This is a genomic window from Rhizobium sp. NFACC06-2, assembly GCF_900101425.1.
Classification (GTDB): Bacteria; Pseudomonadota; Alphaproteobacteria; order Rhizobiales; family Rhizobiaceae; genus Agrobacterium; species Agrobacterium leguminum.
Genome location: NZ_FMVA01000002.1, coordinates 91,415 through 107,277, shown reverse-complemented (window position 1 = coordinate 107,277; position 15,863 = coordinate 91,415). Strand labels below are relative to the sequence as shown.

Sequence of the window (15,863 nt, the reverse complement as noted above, 5' to 3'; positions counted from 1 at the left end):
CCGTTGCCCTACTTTGCCGCTGATTGAAACAGGGGCAGCAATTCAATGCGACTCTTTGCGGCAGAGCGTTTTGTACTTGGCATTATCGCCATATTATTCGTTGTCGATGCGGTATTGATTGCGGCCAAAGGCATTCAAGTCGACTACGCAGGATATCTTCTATGCGTTCTGGCAGGCGTCGGTGTTTTTATCCTCGGCCAGCTTTATCGCACTAGCGGGCGCGATCTTCGCATTGCTGCCGCCCTGATTTCTGGCGGGTTATTCATCCTGTTCACGCTTGTTGCTTCGGTTTTCAACTACATGTTCCTACCCGTGGCCTTTCCGGCGATTGATCATGTGCTTTTCAGTGTGGATGCGGCGTTTGGCTACAGCTGGACAGGCATCGTCCTGTGGGCGGCAGCCCACCCATGGATCGGAACCGGTCTGTTTTTCGTCTATGCCTCATCGTTGCCGCAGCTTTTGGTGATCGTTCTCACGCTTGGATTTACCGGCAACGTGCGGATGCTGCACCATTTCCTCGTGACGGGAGTACTGGGTGCGTTTGCATGCATCGTCTTTTGGATATTCTTGCCGACATTCGGACCTTCGGCCTATGTGCAATTGCCGCAATGGGTATCGCAGGCCATTCCGTTGGCCGTCGATAATACCTACGGTCAGGAGTTGAACCGCCTCATAACCGAGGGAGTGGTCTATCTTTCGCCTAAAAATGTACTGGGGTTGATCGGCTTTCCATCGTTTCACATCTTCATGGCTGCAATGTCAGTCTGGTTCATACCGCGTCACTGGGCGGTGATGGCGGTGATCTTGCCGATAAACCTCTTGATGCCGCTGGCCGTTCTTGTCCAGGGTGGACACCATCTTTCGGATGTTTTCGGCGGTCTCGCTGCTTTTGTTGTCATTTGTGCTGCATCCGCCCGCTTGCTCAACTGGCTGTCGGCGAGGGAGCGGATGGAAGCGGCGGCAGCCTCTCGTGTTCAGATCGTCGCGGCGGAATAACTGCCACGCATTTCGCTCCCTCGGGCTTCCGCAACAAGCCAATCCGCAAGAAGTCTAGCCGGTGCGGCCATCTCTTCGGCTTCCATCAGCCAGTAATATTTCTCCGTATCGGCCGCCCGGTCGAAGAGCACGGTCAGTTGACCTTCTGCAATCTCGTCGTGAAGCAGCGCCGTCGGGCAGAGGCCGATGCCTTGACCGGCTTTGAGAGCGGTCACGAGCAGATTGAAATCCGCGAAAACCGGACCGGCGCTATCGGGCAGGGATATTCCCCCGGCTGCGAACCAGTTCTGCCAAACCGCCTCGGTGTCGTCATGCAGCAATTCCGCTTGTAACAGGCTGTCAATATTGTCGAAAGGACCGAATTTAGCGACATAGCCCGGCGCGCATGTCGGTCGCGTCTCCGCGCTGAAAAGCGCGACCGCATTTTCCCCGGACGCGACGCCATGTCCTATGGTGAGATCGGCCGGTATTGCGTCATGCGTGCCGGAATAGCTGATGGATACCTGTATATCGGGGTAAAGCGCCCGAAAGCGCGGCAGGCGAGGCGTCAGAAAATGTGCCACGACAGAGGGCAGGCTGGCAAGGCGGACGGTCATGCGGTCATGGCCCTGACGGATCCGGGCGGCGCCGGAGGCAATCTGGCGTAAGGAGGTCGAAACCGTGGTGCCGAATTCCTTTCCGGCTGGAGTAAGTCTCACGCCCCGCGCATGCCGCTCGAACAGCGCCACACCGAGCCAGGCCTCCAGATTGCGCACGTGCTGGCTGACAGCAGTTGCCGTCATGCCGAGTTCCTGCGCAGCCAGAGAAAAACTCGTTCTTCTGGCTGCGGCTTCGAATGCCCGGAGGGTGGTGAGCGGCGGTAATTTCATGATGTCTCAAGGGTAAGTAAGACTTGGCCTGAGCGCAAGAAAAACCCGTCTTGTCAGGCGAGCAGGCATGGCGCAATTTCGCCTCGAGATTTTGATTGCCCGAGGATTTCATGACCCCCATGCCCGCCACCGAACCCGTCGACGCCGCTGAACGCCGCGCCGTCCGCCCTGTTGTCGTTTATCCGAACGGGACGCTTGAAATGCCAGACCTCGCGCGTCTGGAAGAAGCCAAACGGGGCATGGAAAAAATCGATGAGATCATCGTGCCGCCGCGTGACGGTCGCAGCTTTCATGTGCCGAAGGGGCATTTCTTTCGCATCGTAAGCGTTGAAGGTCCGCAGGTCGGAGACCTGAACCTCTGGAACGCCCATGATCTGACCGAGCGGTTTTTCAGCGGCAAGACCCGTGCCCTGCACGCCACCCATGTTTCAGTCGGCAACCGGCTGTGGAGCAACCTGCCGTCCCTGCGGCCGATGGCGACGATCACGCACGACACGCTGTCATGGTATGGCTTCGACGAAGACGGCGGCGGTGTGCATGACGTGATTGGCACACGCTGCGATCCCTATACCAACAAGCTGCTGAGCGGCGGCGACTACCACCATTGCTGCCATTCCAATCTGACCAATGCGCTTGCCTCCGCCAAGGGCCTGTCATTCCGGCAGGCGGAGCCGCATGTGCATGACGTCCTCAACGTCTTCATGTGCACGGGTTTCACCCGCGACACACACCAGTATTTCATGAAGGCGAGCCCGGTGCGGCCGGGTGATTATCTGGAATTCTTCGCGGAGATCGACCTTATCGGGGCGCTTTCCGCCTGCCCGGGCGGTGACTGCAGCGCCACGCATTCGAGCGATACGGCGGCCTGTTATCCGCTGAAGGTGGAAATATTCCGGCCAGATATGGCGGTGCTTGAGGGCTGGCCATGGCCGGAGAGGAATGCATATCTGCCTGTGGAATGATGAGAAACGACACAGTCGGACACGATCTGGCATCCAGTCAATGCGCGTCTGCGCCGTAAGAAGACTCTCTCGCGATCAAGGACTTGATCGCACTGGACCCCGGACCAAGTCCGGGGTGACGGCGTGGAGATGTGCTACGCTTTGCAGGATACGCGCCTGCTAGGCAACCATCACGAAGCAAGCGCGGCCTTTATCTTCTCCGCGTGGGCCTTCAATACCTCGCCATCGGCCATCACGCCGGAATGCGGCTTCAGCGGCTCACCTTCCTTGCGCGGAATGACGTGGAAATGCAGGTGAAAAACGGTCTGGCCAGCTGCCGGTTCGTTGAACTGGGCGATGAAGACGCCATCCGCATCGAAGGCTTCCTTGGCCGCCACGGCGAGTTTCTGCACGACGGGAATGGTCCTCGCCAGCACTTCCGGGTCCGCATCGAGCAGGTTGCGGGAGCCGGTTTTCGGAACCACCAGCAGATGGCCGGGGGCCTGCGGCATCACATCCATGAAAGCAAGCGTATGCTCGTCTTCGTAAAGCTTGTGGCTCGGAATTTCGCCGCGCAGGATTTTTGCGAAAATATTGTTGTCGTCGTAGGCGTTGGCCGTCATCTGTGATCTCCTCATGGCGGACTATACGTCCGGTTCCTGTCTCTCGCCCTTGCGGAAGGGCGTGTGTTCATCAAGATAATCGCCGATATGCTCGACTTCCTCGCGCTCGCGCTGAAGATAATCGGCAATGGCGCGGCGCAGGCCTGGGTGGACAATGAAATGCGCCGAATGGGTGGTGACGGGCATGTAACCGCGCGCCAGCTTGTGTTCGCCCTGAGCGCCGGCTTCCACCCGTTTCAATCCCCTGGAAAGCGCGAAATCGATCGCCTGATGATAACAGACCTCGAAATGCAGAAAGGGGTGATCCTCGATGCAGCCCCAGTGGCGGCCATAAAGCGCGTCCGAGCCGACGAAATTGATCGCACCGGCAATATAGCGTCCCTCGCGTTTCGCCATCACCAGCAGCACGTCATCGGCCATGCGCTCGCCGATCAGCGAATAAAATTCCCGCGTCAGATAGGGCCGGCCCCATTTGCGGCTGCCGGTATCCATATAGAAGGCGAAGAACTGGTCCCAGATATCCTCGGTCAGGTCGCTTCCAGTCAGCCAGTCGATCTCGATGCCGTTTTCGAGTGCGGCGCGGCGCTCCTTTCTCAGGCCCTTGCGCTTGCGCGAGGAAAGGGCGTCAAGAAAATCATCGTGGTCACGATAGCCATTATTGATGAAGTGGAACTGCTGGTCGGTCCTGTGCAGGAAATCGCGCGGCAGAAGGGCGGAGAGATCGTTCTCTTCCAGAAATGTGACATGTGCCGACGAGACGCCGATTTTTTCAGTCACCTGCGCGAGACCGGAGGCCAGGAGCGCTTTGAAACGTGTCTCGTCCTCGTTCCCGCAGACGAGTAACCGTGGTCCGGTTGCCGGCGTGAAAGGGACCGAGCACTGCAGTTTCGGATAATAATGCCCGCCGGCCCGCTCAAAAGCATCCGCCCAGCCGTGGTCGAAGACATATTCGCCCTTGCTGTGGTTCTTCAGATAGGCCGGCACCGCGCCCACGAGCGCGCCGGAGGCGTTTTCGAGAAGCAGATGGTGCCCGAGCCAGCCGGTTTTGGCTGTCGCCGATCCCGATTCTTCCATGGACGATAAAAATTCATGGGAAATAAAGGGGTTGTAGATTTTTCCTGACGTATTGCGCGAGGTTCCGGAAAGCCGTTTCCAGCTTTCCGGATCGATATCCCTGAAGGATTGCGCAATGCTGATGGAATAGTCTTCTGTCATGCCGTGGCGGACGGGTTCTCTCTCGGGTCGAAACCTTCGAATGTCATCTGGTCCGCATATTTATAGGTAGTCTCGCGCGCATTTTCATCCCTGACCGTCCAGGTAATCACCGGAAGGCCAAGTTTTCTTTGCGCCTCGATGAAGCTGTTGGGCAGATGACCCCAATGATAGGAGATAAAATCGAGCCCGAGCTGCATCGCTTCGTCATGTTTGAAGAAGTCTTCCGGTTTGTCGCCTTCGGCAGTCAGGCCCAGCGGCCAGGGCGAGCCGGCCGCCTTCAGGTCCTTCAGCAGATGGTGGTCGAAGCTCATCAGCGCCACATGGCCCTTATAGCCTTCAAGGTCTTCCAGCACCGCCTCGGCAAAACCGTCGTCGACGCCTTCACCGGCGCGGCCTTTCAGCTCGATGACCAGCGGCACCTTGCCGGCGCAGAGCGTGAGAAGCTGTTTGAGGGTAGGAACCCGGTCCCCGGTCTGGCCGACGGCAAGAAGCGACAGCTCGGCCGATGTGCGTTCGCGCACATCGCCCTTGATGCCGGTCAGGCGGGCCATGTCGTCGTCGTGAAAAATCACCGGCACACTGTCGGCCGCCAGCTGCACGTCGCATTCGATGGCGAAACCGGCCTCGATGGCGCGGGAAAAGGCGGAAAGCGTGTTTTCCCAGACCGCTTTATTGAGATCGTGATAACCGCGATGGGCGACGGGCTGAGCCGTCAGCCAGGAGAGTTTCAGCGTCATACGTCGATTTCCACGATGGCGTCTATTTCGACGGCGGCATTGAAGGGCAGGCAGGCCATGCCGACGGCGGCGCGGGCATGTTTGCCCGGCTCACCGAGTACATTGGCAATGAGATTGGAAGCACCGTTGATGACGAGGTGCTGTTCCACGAACTCCGGAACCGACGCAACAAAGCCATTCAGCTTGATGACACGGCGGATTTTCGAGAGGTCGCCATTCAAAGCGGCCTTGACCTGTGCGAGAATGTTGACGGCGCAAAGTTCGGCCGCGCGCTGGGCGCCTGGCACGTCGACATCGCGACCAACGAGGCCCGTCACCGCAATCTTGCCCGATTCCATCGGCAGTTGACCCGATACATAAAGCAGATTGCCGCTGATGGTGAATGGAACGTAGTTTGCGGCTGGTGCTGCGGCTACGGGGAGCGTAAAGCCAAGTTCCTTGAGGCGGCCTTCGATGACGTCCGACATTTTCGTCTCCGGTTTTGTTGTAAATCCTTCAAGAATCCGGCATTCAGAAGATGTTGATCCAAAAGCCGGGCGGTTGCTTGTACAATATGAGCGGCGAGTCCAACAGGAGATATTGCATGTTTGTCAGGACGCTTGGTTTCGTTGCCGCAACAGGGCTTATGACCGGCCTGTCGAACGCTGCCAATGCCTTGCCGGTCACCGTTCCCGATCTCGTCGCCCACCGCGCCGTCTACGATCTCGAACTCAAGGATGCGTCCGATCGATCCGGCATCGAGGGCATGACGGGCCGCATGGTCTATGAGTTCACCGGCTCGGCCTGTGAGGGCTACAAGACGGATTTCCGCTTCGTGACGCAGATCAACACCGGCGACGCGGTTCGCATGACCGACCAGCAGACCACGACCTTCGAGGATCTGACGGCCAAGAAATTCACCTTTGAGACCAAGTCCTACACCGACGACAAGCTGGACAAGGAAGTGCAGGGGGCTGCAATCGACAGCAATGAGGGCGTGAAGGTCGATCTGACCCGTCCGGATGCCCGCCAGGTCAGTCTCGTCGCCAGCGAATTCCCGACGCAGCACATGTTTCAGGTCATAGAACATGCGAAACAGGGAAAGCGCATCTTCGAATCCCGCATATTCGACGGTTCGGACGATGGCGATGAAAGCCTGATCACCTCCACCCTCGTCGGCAAGTCGCAGATGCCGAAGGATGGCGATGCCGACGCCGGCAAGGCGGGCGAATTCGCCAAGGCGGCATTCTGGCCGGTAACGATCGCCTATTACAACGACAAGACCGGCACGGACGCGCTGCCGATCTACCGCATGTCGTTCAAGCTTTACGAAAACGGAATCACCCGCGATCTGACGATGGATTACGGCGATTTCGTTCTGACGGGAAAGCTTGCGAAGCTCGATATTCTCAAGCCCGAAACCTGCGAAAACAAGCCTGTCCGCTGAAACGCGGCTGTTTCTGCGGTTTTTTCGCATAAATGCTTGCATTTTCATGCGGGCGACGGTATGCGGCTCACCATTCCACACGCGAAGCTTGGGATGTTCCGGGAGAAATCCGGTCCGTTCCGCCCGGTGGTATCGATGAAAATCGGTGCTGTTCGCTTCGCGGGGGTTAAACCGGAAAAGGAGTAACAAGGCATGGCATTGCCCGATTTTTCTATGCGCCAGCTTCTGGAAGCTGGTGTTCACTTCGGCCACCAGACGCACCGCTGGAACCCGAAGATGAAGCCGTACATCTTCGGCGACCGTAACAACATCCACATCATCGACCTGGCTCAGACCGTTCCGATGCTGTCGCGCGCCCTTCAGGTCGTGTCCGACACCGTTGCCCGTGGCGGCCGCGTTCTGTTCGTTGGCACCAAGCGCCAGGCGTCGGAAATCATCGCCGACAGCGCAAAGCGTTCGGCCCAGTACTACGTCAACTCCCGCTGGCTCGGCGGCATGATGACCAACTGGAAGACCATCTCCAACTCGATCCAGCGCCTGCGCAAGGTCGACGAGATCCTGAACTCGGAAGCTTCCGGCTACTCCAAGAAGGAACGCCTGAACCTCGAGCGCGAACGCGAAAAGCTTGAGAAGGCTCTCGGCGGTATCCGCGATATGGGCGGCGTTCCGGACCTGATGTTCATCATCGACACCAATAAGGAAAAGATCGCGATCGAAGAAGCCAAGCGTCTTGGCATCCCGGTTGTTGCTATCATCGACAGCAACTGCGATCCGGACCACATCGACTACCCGATCCCGGGTAACGACGATGCTTCGCGCGCCATCTCGCTTTACTGCGACCTGATCGCCCGCGCTGCCATCGACGGTATTGCCCGTCAGCAGGGCGCTTCCGGCCGCGACATCGGCGCTTCGGAAGAAGCTCCGATCGAGCCCGCTCTCGAAGACGAGGCTGGCGCCTGATATAGGCCCTGTCTGGCGGCGATCTCGGTCGCCGTCTCCTCGACCAGGATATGACAAGGCCGTCAAAGACCTTCAATGGGTTGACGGCCTTGTTCGTTTCAAGCGCTCCGCCACGTTTTTATGAAATCGCTGGCGTCCGATGCGGTTGAAACGGAAGGCAGTCTTCATAACGCTGTCATACTTCAGCGGCACCCATCATCTCGATGCATGGAGACGCCGCAGCACTTGGGAATGCGCATGCCCCTTTCCTGAAATCCTCTCCGGTTTCAAAGGGTGTGCGGCCGGGTACAGTCATCACCCAGAACTTCGGCACGGCAAATTCCGCCGGCTGACCGATCGAACCGATAAGAGGCAAACAATGACCGAAATCACAGCCGCAATGGTGAAGGAACTGCGCGAAAAGTCTGGCGCAGGCATGATGGACTGCAAGAAGGCTCTTGCTGAAACCAATGGCGACATGGAAGCGGCGATCGACTGGCTGCGCGCCAAGGGCATCGCAAAGGCCGACAAGAAGTCCGGCCGCACGGCTGCCGAAGGTCTGGTCGGCGTTGCCACCATGGGTCACAAGGCTGTCGTCGTTGAGCTTAACTCCGAAACCGACTTCGTTGCCCGTAACGATGCGTTCCAGGACCTCATCCGCGGTATCGCCCAGGTTGCCCTCACTACCAACGGCACCGTTGACGCTGTTTCCGCTGCTACCTATCCGGCAACCGGCAAGTCCGTTGCCGACAGCATCAAGGACGCGATTGCCACCATCGGTGAGAACATGACGCTCCGCCGCTCGGCAGCGCTCGAAGTTCCGCACGGCGTTGTTGCGACCTACATCCACAATGCTGCCGGCGATGGCATCGGCAAGCTCGGCGTTCTCGTTGCCCTGAAGTCGGAAGGCGACAAGGCCGTTCTGAACTCCATCGGCCGTCAGGTTGCCATGCACATCGCTGCGACCAACCCGCTCGCCATCCGCGCTGAAGAAGTCGACGCCGCCGTTGCCGAGCGCGAGCGCAACGTCTTCATCGAACAGGCCCGCGAATCCGGTAAGCCGGAAGCCATCATCGAAAAGATGGTCGATGGCCGTATGCGCAAGTTCTTCGAAGAAGTCGCCCTTCTGTCGCAGGCTTTCGTCATCAACCCGGACCTGACTGTCGGCGCTGCCGTCAAGGAAGCCGAAAAGGAAGCCGGCGCTTCCATCGAAGTGACGGGCATGGTTCGCCTGCTGCTCGGCGATGGCGTCGAAAAGGAAGAAAGCGATTTCGCAGCCGAAGTCGCAGCCGTCGCCAAGGGCTGATTATATTTACCCAATCTTGGGAAAACGGGAGGGCATCGCGTGACAACGCGGTGCCCTTCGTGTATCCGCGTTTCGGTTACATTTCCGAGGAGTCATGATGTCTTCCAAGCCGATCTACAAACGCGTTCTTCTCAAGGCTTCCGGCGAAGCCCTCATGGGCGATCAGGGTTTCGGTATCGATGTGGCGGTGGCTGATCGCATCGCTTCCGATATCGCCGAGGCGAGGGCGATGGGCGTCGAAGTCGGCGTTGTCGTCGGCGGCGGCAATATTTTCCGCGGCGTTGCCGTGGCCTCCAAGGGCGGCGACCGCGTTACCGGCGATCATATGGGGATGCTGGCGACCGTCATCAACGCGCTGGCGCTTGCAACGTCGCTGCGCAAGCTCAGCATCGATACCGTCGTTCTGTCCGCAATCGCCATGCCTGAAATCTGTGAGAGCTTCTCGCAGCGTGCGGCGCTCCATCATCTCGCGCAGGGGCGTGTGGTGATTTTCGCTGGCGGCACCGGCAACCCGTTCTTCACCACTGATTCTGCCGCAGCCTTGCGCGCTGCGGAAATGGGCGCCGAAGCGATCTTCAAGGGCACACAGGTGGACGGCATCTATTCCGCCGACCCGAAGAAGGACCCGACGGCGACCCGTTTCGACGAATTGACCCATAGCGAAGTGCTCGGCAAGGGACTGGCGGTCATGGATATCGCCGCCGTTGCGCTTGCCCGCGAGAACCATATTCCGATCATTGTTTTCTCGATCCACGAGAAGGGCGGTTTTGCGCAGATATTGACCGGCGGCGGCCGCAAGACCATCGTGCACGACAAATAATCAAAACGATGCCGCCTCGAGGGGCGATTACGGCCGGCTTGGCCGACAAGATGGAGTATCAAGATGAGTGGTGTTGACCTCAACGATATCAAGCGCCGTATGGACGGCGCCATCAATGCATTCAAGAGCGATATCGCATCGCTTCGCACCGGTCGCGCTTCGGCCAATATTCTCGATCCGGTCACCATCGAGGCTTATGGCTCGCGCGTACCGCTGAACCAGGTTGCGAATATCACCGTTCCGGAGCCGCGCATGCTCGGCGTCAACATCTGGGACAAGTCGATGGTCAACGCCGTCGACCGTGCGATCCGCGAATCCAATCTCGGCCTCAACCCCGTCGTTGACGGCCAGAACCTGCGTATCCCGCTTCCGGAACTCAACGAGGAGCGCCGCAAATCGCTCGTCAAGGTCGCCCATGATTATGCCGAAAAGTCCAAGGTGGCGATTCGCCATGTGCGTCGCGATGGCATGGATGGTCTGAAAAAAGCCGAAAAGGACGGTGACATCGGTCAGGACGAAAGCCGTGGACAGTCGGAAAAGGTTCAGAAAATGACCGATGACACGATTTCGGAAATTGACCGCTTGCTTGCCGAGAAGGAAAAGGAAATCATGCAGGTCTGATATCGCTTGCGATAGACCTGTATTTTATTCGTTTTAATTCCGCGCTGCCCTGTTACTGGATCGATATGCCGACGACGACACGTTCCTCCATACCCGAGCACGTCGCCATCATCATGGATGGCAATGGACGCTGGGCAAAGCAGCGCGGTCTTCCGCGCGTGATGGGGCATCGCCGCGGTGTGGAGGCCGTGCGCGAGACCGTGCGCGCGGCCGGCGATTGCGGAATACGCTATCTCACGCTCTTTGCCTTCTCGTCGGAAAACTGGCGCAGACCCGAATCCGAGGTGAGCGATCTGATGGGGCTTTTGAAAGCCTTCATCCGGCGCGATCTTGCGGAACTGCACCGCGAAAATGTCCGCGTGCGGATCATCGGCGACCGGCAGGGGCTGAAGCATGACATACGCTCTCTCCTCGAAGAGGCGGAGCAGATGACGGCGGGCAATACCAAGCTGACGTTGGTGATCGCCTTCAACTACGGAAGCCGCGACGAGATTGCGCGTGCGACAGCGGCGATTGCGCGCGATGTCGCCGAAGGCCGGCTTAATGCCGAATCCATTACGCCGGAGATGATTTCGACGAGGCTCGACACAGCAGGAATGCCGGATCCGGATCTCATCATCCGCACTAGCGGCGAAGAGCGCCTGTCGAACTTTCTCCTCTGGCAGGCGGCTTATTCCGAGTTCCTGTTCGTTCCCGAATATTGGCCGGACTTCGACCGCCAGCGATTCTTCTCCGCAATCGAGCAATATGCAACGCGTGACCGCCGCTTCGGTGCACTCACCGAGCAGGTTGCCGTGGCAGGCGCCTGATGAGCCGTGAACTCAGACTGCGGATCGTCTCCGCAATCGTCATGGCGGCGGTCATTCTGGCCGCGACCTGGTATGGCGGCATTCTCTTTCGCATCGTTGCGGGTCTTCTGGCGATCCTGATCTATTATGAGTGGTCGACGATTACCCGGATGTCTGAGACCAATCCGACCGGCAATGCCTGGGGCTGGTTCGCGGTTGCCGTCATTGCCGGTAATACGATTTTCGGCGAATCCTCCCTCGATCTGCCGCTTCTCTCTGGCTTCACGCTGACGGCGGCGTTGTTTCCAATTTTGCGCGGCAGGAACTGGTGGCTGGTGGGCGGCATTTTTTATGCGGGCCTGAGCGGCATATCGCTCGCAGCCATTCGTGGTGACGAGCTCACCGGCTTCGTGTCCATCCTGTTTATCTTCGCCGTTGTCTGGTCGACGGATATTCTCGCCTATTTCGTCGGACGCGCCATTGGCGGGCCGAAGCTTGCGCCTTCGATCTCGCCCGGCAAGACCTGGTCCGGCGCGATCGGCGGGGCGGTGGCGGCCGTGATCGGCGGCGGCGCGGTGTCCATGGCCTATCACGGCAGGATCAGCGCGCTGGTGCTGGGGCTCGCCCTTATCCTTTCGGTGTTCAGCCAGATCGGCGATCTCTTCGAATCCTTTGTGAAACGGCGTTTCCAGGTCAAGGATTCCAGTCATCTCATTCCGGGCCATGGCGGCTTCATGGACCGTGTCGACGGTCTTGTTTTCGCCTGCTTTACGGTATTCCTCATTGCTTTCGTGCATGCGGCGGCAACCGGCGACGTGCCCGGATCGGGCGGCGGTCTGTTGCCGGGTTTCTGAGCGGCGCGAAAGGTCACGACACAAAGGGCAGATTGTCATGAACACAGTAATGGCGGCGACCGGCTTTCTGACCGGCTATATCGTGCCCTTTATCCTGGTGCTGTCGCTGCTCGTTTTTGTCCATGAAATGGGCCATTATCTGGTTGGTCGCTGGTGCGGCATCCGCTCCACCGCATTCTCCATCGGTTTCGGCCCGGAGCTGATCGGTTTCACCGACAAGCGCGGCACGCGATGGAAGATTTCGGCGATCCCGCTCGGCGGTTACGTCAAGTTCTTCGGCGATGAGGATGCGGCGAGCAAGCCGGATAGTTCCGGCCTGTCGCATATGTCGCTGGAGGAGAGGGCGCAGACGCTTTCCGGCGCAAAGCTGTGGAAAAGGGCGGCCACGGTTGCCGCAGGCCCAATCGCCAATTTCATTCTAGCCATTCTCATCTTCGCGGTGCTCTTCGGCATTTACGGCCGGATGATCGCCGATCCGGTCGTGGCGGAAGTCCGTGAAAACAGCGCGGCAGCCGCTGCGGGCGTGCAGCCTGGCGACCGGCTCATCGCGATCGATGGCGAAAAAGTGATGACCTTCGAGGATGTCCGCCGGTACGTCGGCATCCGGCCGGGTACGCCGATCACGGTGACGGTCGAAAGGGCGGGCGAGGAGCTGAAGCTGCCGATGGTCCCGACTCGCACCGAAACCACAGACCAGTTCGGCAACAAGCTGGAAATGGGCATTATCGGCATCGTCACCGATCAGACCAGCGGCAATTTCCGCCATATCGAATATTCGCCGTCCGAGGCGCTGGTCGAAGGCGTGCGGGAAACTGGCCACGTCATTACCGGAACATTCAACTATATCGGCAATCTCGTGACAGGGCGCATGAATGCCGATCAGCTTGGCGGTCCGGTGCGTGTGGCGCAGGCCTCCGGCCAGATGGCGACGCTCGGCATTTCCGCCGTTATCCAGCTTGCCGCCGTTCTTTCCGTCTCCATCGGTCTTTTGAACCTGATGCCTGTGCCGGTTCTGGACGGCGGGCATCTGGTGTTCTACGCCATCGAGGCCATTCGCGGCAGGCCGCTCGGCGCGGGCGCGCAGGAAGTCGCGTTCCGTATCGGGATGATGATGATTTTGGGTCTTATGGTTTTTGCAACATGGAATGATATCAGCAGCTTGATCGGCTGAGGATTGTGTTTTAACGGTTTTGTTAGTTATTTGTTTACCTTGTTTTTATGCCGAAGTGGCGAATGAGCCACTCTGGAGCACGAAGTAAACAGAATTTAACGTTCACGCTTGCTTGTAGGGGAAAAGCAGGTAAAACGACGCACATGGCCGGAGTCGGGTTCCGCCCGCTGAGGGACAACGTAAAAAGGTAAGAATTGAAATGAAGGCTGGTTCAAGATTTTTGAACGCTGTGTCGGCGGTTGCTCTGTCTGCCGGTGTTGCTTCGGTTGCGGGCCTTGGCGTGCTTGCCTCTGCTGGCGCTGCAAATGCGGCCGTCATCAGCAGGATCGATGTTCGCGGGGCCGACCGGTCCGGTGCGGACTCCGTGCGTTCCAACATCACCATTGCGCCGGGTAAGAACTTTTCCAATTCGGACATCGATGAATCGGTGAAGCGTCTTTACGCCACCGGTTACTTCTCGAATGTTTCCATGCGCGTTTCCGGCAGCACGCTGGTCGTGACCGTCAATGAGAACCAGCTCGTCAACCAGGTGGTCTTCAACGGTAACCGCAAGATCAAGGACGACAAGCTCGCTGGCGTTGTGCAGACCCAGTCCCTCGGCCCGTTCAATCAGGCCATCGTGACTGCGGATATCGCCCGCATCAAGGAAGCCTATGCCGCCATCGGCCGTAGCGATGTTGAAGTCACCACGCAGACCGTTTCCGTCGGTCAGGGCCGTGTGAACATTGCTTTCGTCATCAATGAAGGCGAGCGCACGAAGATCGGCCGCATCGATTTCGTTGGCAACAATGCCTATAGCGATGGTCGTCTGGCCGCCGTTATCAATACCAAGAAGTCCAACATGCTGTCGTTCCTGACGCGTAAGGACGTCTATAACGAGGACAAGCTGCGCGCCGACGAAGAGGCGCTGCGCCAGTTCTACTACAACCGCGGTTATGCCGACTTCCGGGTCGTGTCCTCCGAGGCTGTGCTGGACGAGTCCAAGAACGAATACACCATCTCCATCACGGTCGATGAAGGTCAGCGTTACAACTTCGGCAACGTCGCGGTCGAATCGACCGTTCCCGGCGTCGACGGTTCTGAACTTCAGGGCCTCGTGGAAACCCACCAGGGCGGAAGCTACAGCGCCAAGGAAGTTCAGCAGAGCATGGAAGCGATTTCCAAGCGCGTGGCCGGCGAGGGTTATCCCTTTGCCCGCGTAACGCCGCGCGGCGACCGCGATATGGCTGGCAACACCATCGGTGTGACCTACATCGTCGACCAGGGCGAGCGCGCCTATGTCGAGCGTATCGAAATCCGGGGCAACACCCGTACGCGTGACTACGTCATTCGTCGCGAGTTCGATATTTCCGAAGGCGATGCGTTCAACCAGACGGTCATCACCGCCGCAAAGCGCCGTCTCGAAGCACTCGGCTATTTTTCGAAGGTCAATATTTCGACCGCCGGCGGCAGCGCGCCTGACCGTGTCGTCATCGTTGTTGACGTAGAAGATCAGTCGACGGGTTCGTTCGGTATCGGCGCCGGCTACTCGCAGAACGACGGTGTGCTGCTCGAAGCCTCCATCGAAGAGAAGAACTTCCTCGGCCGTGGTCAATACATTCGTCTCGCCGCCGGTGCGGGTGAAGATGATGCGCGCAGCTATACGCTGTCCTTCACGGAACCCTATTTCCTCGGCTACCGTCTTGCCGCAGGTTTCGACCTGTTCAAGAGCCAGAGCCGCAGCGAAGACTATTATGATTACGACGAGCAGGGCTTCTCGCTGCGCGTGACCGCGCCGATCACAGAAGACCTCTCAACGACGTTCAAGTACACCTACAAGCAGCTTAATTACGACGGCGAAGGCGACTGGGAAACCGGCAGCAACCTTGCCGCTCCCTACAAGGACCTGATCCGTGGCGGTGACTGGACGCAGTCCATCATTTCGAACACGCTGAACTACAATACGCTCGACGACCGCAACATGCCGCGCGAAGGCTGGCAGGCTGCTCTGACGAACGAATTTGCAGGTCTCGGCGGCGATTCCGAATATTACAAGATTTACGCCAAGGCTCGCTTCTTCTACACGCTTTCCGATGAGTACGATGTCATCGGCTCTCTGACCGGCCAGGCCGGTCACGTGGTGCCGACAGGCGACAATCTGCTGGTATTCGATCAGTTCAAGTTCGGCGGCCGTCAGGTTCGCGGCTTCAAGAACGATGGTATCGGTCCGCGCATCGGCTCCGACTCCATCGGCGGCACGACCTATTTCGCCGCTTCTGCTGAAGTCTCGGCTCCGATGCCTGGCGTTCCCGAAGATTTCGGCCTGCGTCTCGCTGGCTTCGTGGATGCCGGCACGCTCTATGGCAACAAAGTTGCCAACAGCGCCGGTGTGAAGGATGACAACTCCATCCGCGCATCCGCCGGTGTCGGCGTGATGTGGGCGTCGCCCTTCGGTCCGATCCGCGTCGACTACGCCGTGCCTTTCGCCAAGGAAGACTACGACGAGGAACAGCGTTTCCGGTTTGGCATGTCCAACACTTTCTGATATCGGCAGTCCAGAACTGCAACTTTGAACGTT

16 protein-coding genes are annotated in these 15,863 nt (G+C 58.6%); 11 read left to right on the top strand and 5 right to left on the bottom strand.

Annotated features, from left to right (window positions below):
* Positions 1 to 45: 45 nt before the first annotated feature.
* Positions 46 to 996 carry a phosphatase PAP2 family protein gene (locus F3H58_RS04855; protein ID WP_149741426.1) on the top strand — a complete coding sequence of 317 codons (951 nt, stop codon included), beginning with the start codon at positions 46 to 48 and terminating at the stop codon, positions 994 to 996.
* Here the strand turns inward: F3H58_RS04855 and F3H58_RS04850 are convergent.
* Complete coding sequence (locus tag F3H58_RS04850) at positions 975 to 1,865, bottom strand: LysR substrate-binding domain-containing protein (RefSeq protein ID WP_149741425.1); 891 nt, start codon at positions 1,863 to 1,865, stop codon at positions 975 to 977. The two genes, F3H58_RS04855 and F3H58_RS04850, sit on opposite strands and share 22 nt — an antisense overlap.
* A gap of 110 nt (positions 1,866 to 1,975) precedes the next feature.
* Between F3H58_RS04850 and F3H58_RS04845 the strand changes: the two genes are divergently transcribed.
* The gene (locus F3H58_RS04845; RefSeq protein WP_149741424.1) at positions 1,976 to 2,827 is read left to right on the top strand and encodes an urea carboxylase-associated family protein; all 852 of its coding nucleotides are present in this window, start codon (positions 1,976 to 1,978) and stop codon (positions 2,825 to 2,827) included.
* Positions 2,828 to 2,997: 170 nt separating this feature from the next.
* Here F3H58_RS04845 and F3H58_RS04840 read toward each other — a convergent pair whose 3' ends face one another.
* The 4 genes from F3H58_RS04840 to F3H58_RS04825 are packed head-to-tail and all read right to left on the bottom strand — an operon-like array spanning position 2,998 to position 5,848.
* Entirely contained in the window at positions 2,998 to 3,429 is a 432-nt protein-coding gene (locus F3H58_RS04840; protein ID WP_149741423.1) for an HIT family protein, read from the bottom strand.
* 21 nt (positions 3,430 to 3,450) lie between these two features.
* Positions 3,451 to 4,644 carry a GNAT family N-acetyltransferase gene (locus F3H58_RS04835; RefSeq protein WP_149741422.1) on the bottom strand — a complete coding sequence of 398 codons (1,194 nt, stop codon included), beginning with the start codon at positions 4,642 to 4,644 and terminating at the stop codon, positions 3,451 to 3,453.
* A complete protein-coding gene (locus tag F3H58_RS04830; RefSeq protein WP_188128778.1) occupies positions 4,641 to 5,381 on the bottom strand; it encodes a glycerophosphodiester phosphodiesterase in 741 nt (246 codons plus the stop codon). The genes F3H58_RS04835 and F3H58_RS04830 overlap by 4 nt, the downstream gene beginning before the upstream one ends.
* Complete coding sequence (locus F3H58_RS04825; RefSeq protein WP_003521410.1) at positions 5,378 to 5,848, bottom strand: RidA family protein; 471 nt, start codon at positions 5,846 to 5,848, stop codon at positions 5,378 to 5,380. The genes F3H58_RS04830 and F3H58_RS04825 overlap by 4 nt, the downstream gene beginning before the upstream one ends.
* Positions 5,849 to 5,964: 116 nt before the next feature.
* Between F3H58_RS04825 and F3H58_RS04820 the strand changes: the two genes are divergently transcribed.
* The 9 genes from F3H58_RS04820 to bamA all read left to right on the top strand — a co-directional run bounded on the left by F3H58_RS04820 (position 5,965) and on the right by bamA (position 15,830).
* Complete coding sequence (locus tag F3H58_RS04820; protein WP_149741421.1) at positions 5,965 to 6,807, top strand: cell envelope integrity EipB family protein; 843 nt, start codon at positions 5,965 to 5,967, stop codon at positions 6,805 to 6,807.
* Between the two features lie 192 nt (positions 6,808 to 6,999).
* Positions 7,000 to 7,767 (top strand): 30S ribosomal protein S2, encoded by a 768-nt coding sequence (gene rpsB / locus F3H58_RS04815; RefSeq protein ID WP_003496241.1) that lies wholly within the window; start codon positions 7,000 to 7,002, stop codon positions 7,765 to 7,767.
* A gap of 358 nt (positions 7,768 to 8,125) precedes the next feature.
* On the top strand, positions 8,126 to 9,052 hold the full coding sequence (gene tsf, locus F3H58_RS04810; protein ID WP_003521408.1) for a translation elongation factor Ts: 927 nt from the start codon (positions 8,126 to 8,128) through the stop codon (positions 9,050 to 9,052).
* A 97-nt stretch (positions 9,053 to 9,149) separates the two neighbouring features.
* On the top strand, positions 9,150 to 9,872 hold the full coding sequence (gene pyrH, locus F3H58_RS04805; protein WP_003502561.1) for a UMP kinase: 723 nt from the start codon (positions 9,150 to 9,152) through the stop codon (positions 9,870 to 9,872).
* A 63-nt stretch (positions 9,873 to 9,935) separates the two neighbouring features.
* The gene (frr, locus tag F3H58_RS04800) at positions 9,936 to 10,493 is read left to right on the top strand and encodes a ribosome recycling factor (RefSeq protein WP_149741420.1); all 558 of its coding nucleotides are present in this window, start codon (positions 9,936 to 9,938) and stop codon (positions 10,491 to 10,493) included.
* Between the two features lie 65 nt (positions 10,494 to 10,558).
* Positions 10,559 to 11,302 carry an isoprenyl transferase gene (locus F3H58_RS04795; RefSeq protein ID WP_149741419.1) on the top strand — a complete coding sequence of 248 codons (744 nt, stop codon included), beginning with the start codon at positions 10,559 to 10,561 and terminating at the stop codon, positions 11,300 to 11,302.
* Positions 11,302 to 12,135, top strand: a complete 834-nt coding sequence (locus tag F3H58_RS04790; RefSeq protein ID WP_149741418.1) for a phosphatidate cytidylyltransferase — start codon at positions 11,302 to 11,304, stop codon at positions 12,133 to 12,135. Before F3H58_RS04795 ends, F3H58_RS04790 begins: the two co-directional genes overlap by 1 nt.
* 49 nt (positions 12,136 to 12,184) lie before the next feature.
* Entirely contained in the window at positions 12,185 to 13,306 is a 1,122-nt protein-coding gene (gene rseP / locus F3H58_RS04785) for an RIP metalloprotease RseP (protein ID WP_003521404.1), read from the top strand.
* 199 nt (positions 13,307 to 13,505) lie between these two features.
* Positions 13,506 to 15,830 carry an outer membrane protein assembly factor BamA gene (gene bamA, locus F3H58_RS04780; RefSeq protein WP_080817119.1) on the top strand — a complete coding sequence of 775 codons (2,325 nt, stop codon included), beginning with the start codon at positions 13,506 to 13,508 and terminating at the stop codon, positions 15,828 to 15,830.
* Positions 15,831 to 15,863: the final 33 nt, after the last annotated feature.

Bases quoted from the DNA above. Each gene is read 5' to 3' on its own strand.
- F3H58_RS04830 (WP_188128778.1), bottom strand. From the start codon at position 5,381: ATGACGCTGAAACTCTCCTGGCTGACGGCTCAGCCCGTCGCCCATCGC.
- tsf (WP_003521408.1), top strand. From the start codon at position 8,126: ATGACCGAAATCACAGCCGCAATGGTGAAGGAACTGCGCGAAAAGTCT.
- F3H58_RS04825 (WP_003521410.1), bottom strand. From the start codon at position 5,848: ATGTCGGACGTCATCGAAGGCCGCCTCAAGGAACTTGGCTTTACGCTC.
- F3H58_RS04850 (WP_149741425.1), bottom strand. From the start codon at position 1,865: ATGAAATTACCGCCGCTCACCACCCTCCGGGCATTCGAAGCCGCAGCC.
- bamA (WP_080817119.1), top strand. From the start codon at position 13,506: ATGAAGGCTGGTTCAAGATTTTTGAACGCTGTGTCGGCGGTTGCTCTG.
- pyrH (WP_003502561.1), top strand. From the start codon at position 9,150: ATGTCTTCCAAGCCGATCTACAAACGCGTTCTTCTCAAGGCTTCCGGC.
- F3H58_RS04855 (WP_149741426.1), top strand. From the start codon at position 46: ATGCGACTCTTTGCGGCAGAGCGTTTTGTACTTGGCATTATCGCCATA.
- F3H58_RS04835 (WP_149741422.1), bottom strand. From the start codon at position 4,644: ATGACAGAAGACTATTCCATCAGCATTGCGCAATCCTTCAGGGATATC.
- frr (WP_149741420.1), top strand. From the start codon at position 9,936: ATGAGTGGTGTTGACCTCAACGATATCAAGCGCCGTATGGACGGCGCC.
- F3H58_RS04790 (WP_149741418.1), top strand. From the start codon at position 11,302: ATGAGCCGTGAACTCAGACTGCGGATCGTCTCCGCAATCGTCATGGCG.
- rseP (WP_003521404.1), top strand. From the start codon at position 12,185: ATGGCGGCGACCGGCTTTCTGACCGGCTATATCGTGCCCTTTATCCTG.
- F3H58_RS04795 (WP_149741419.1), top strand. From the start codon at position 10,559: ATGCCGACGACGACACGTTCCTCCATACCCGAGCACGTCGCCATCATC.
- F3H58_RS04840 (WP_149741423.1), bottom strand. From the start codon at position 3,429: ATGACGGCCAACGCCTACGACGACAACAATATTTTCGCAAAAATCCTG.
- rpsB (WP_003496241.1), top strand. From the start codon at position 7,000: ATGGCATTGCCCGATTTTTCTATGCGCCAGCTTCTGGAAGCTGGTGTT.
- F3H58_RS04820 (WP_149741421.1), top strand. From the start codon at position 5,965: ATGTTTGTCAGGACGCTTGGTTTCGTTGCCGCAACAGGGCTTATGACC.
- F3H58_RS04845 (WP_149741424.1), top strand. From the start codon at position 1,976: ATGACCCCCATGCCCGCCACCGAACCCGTCGACGCCGCTGAACGCCGC.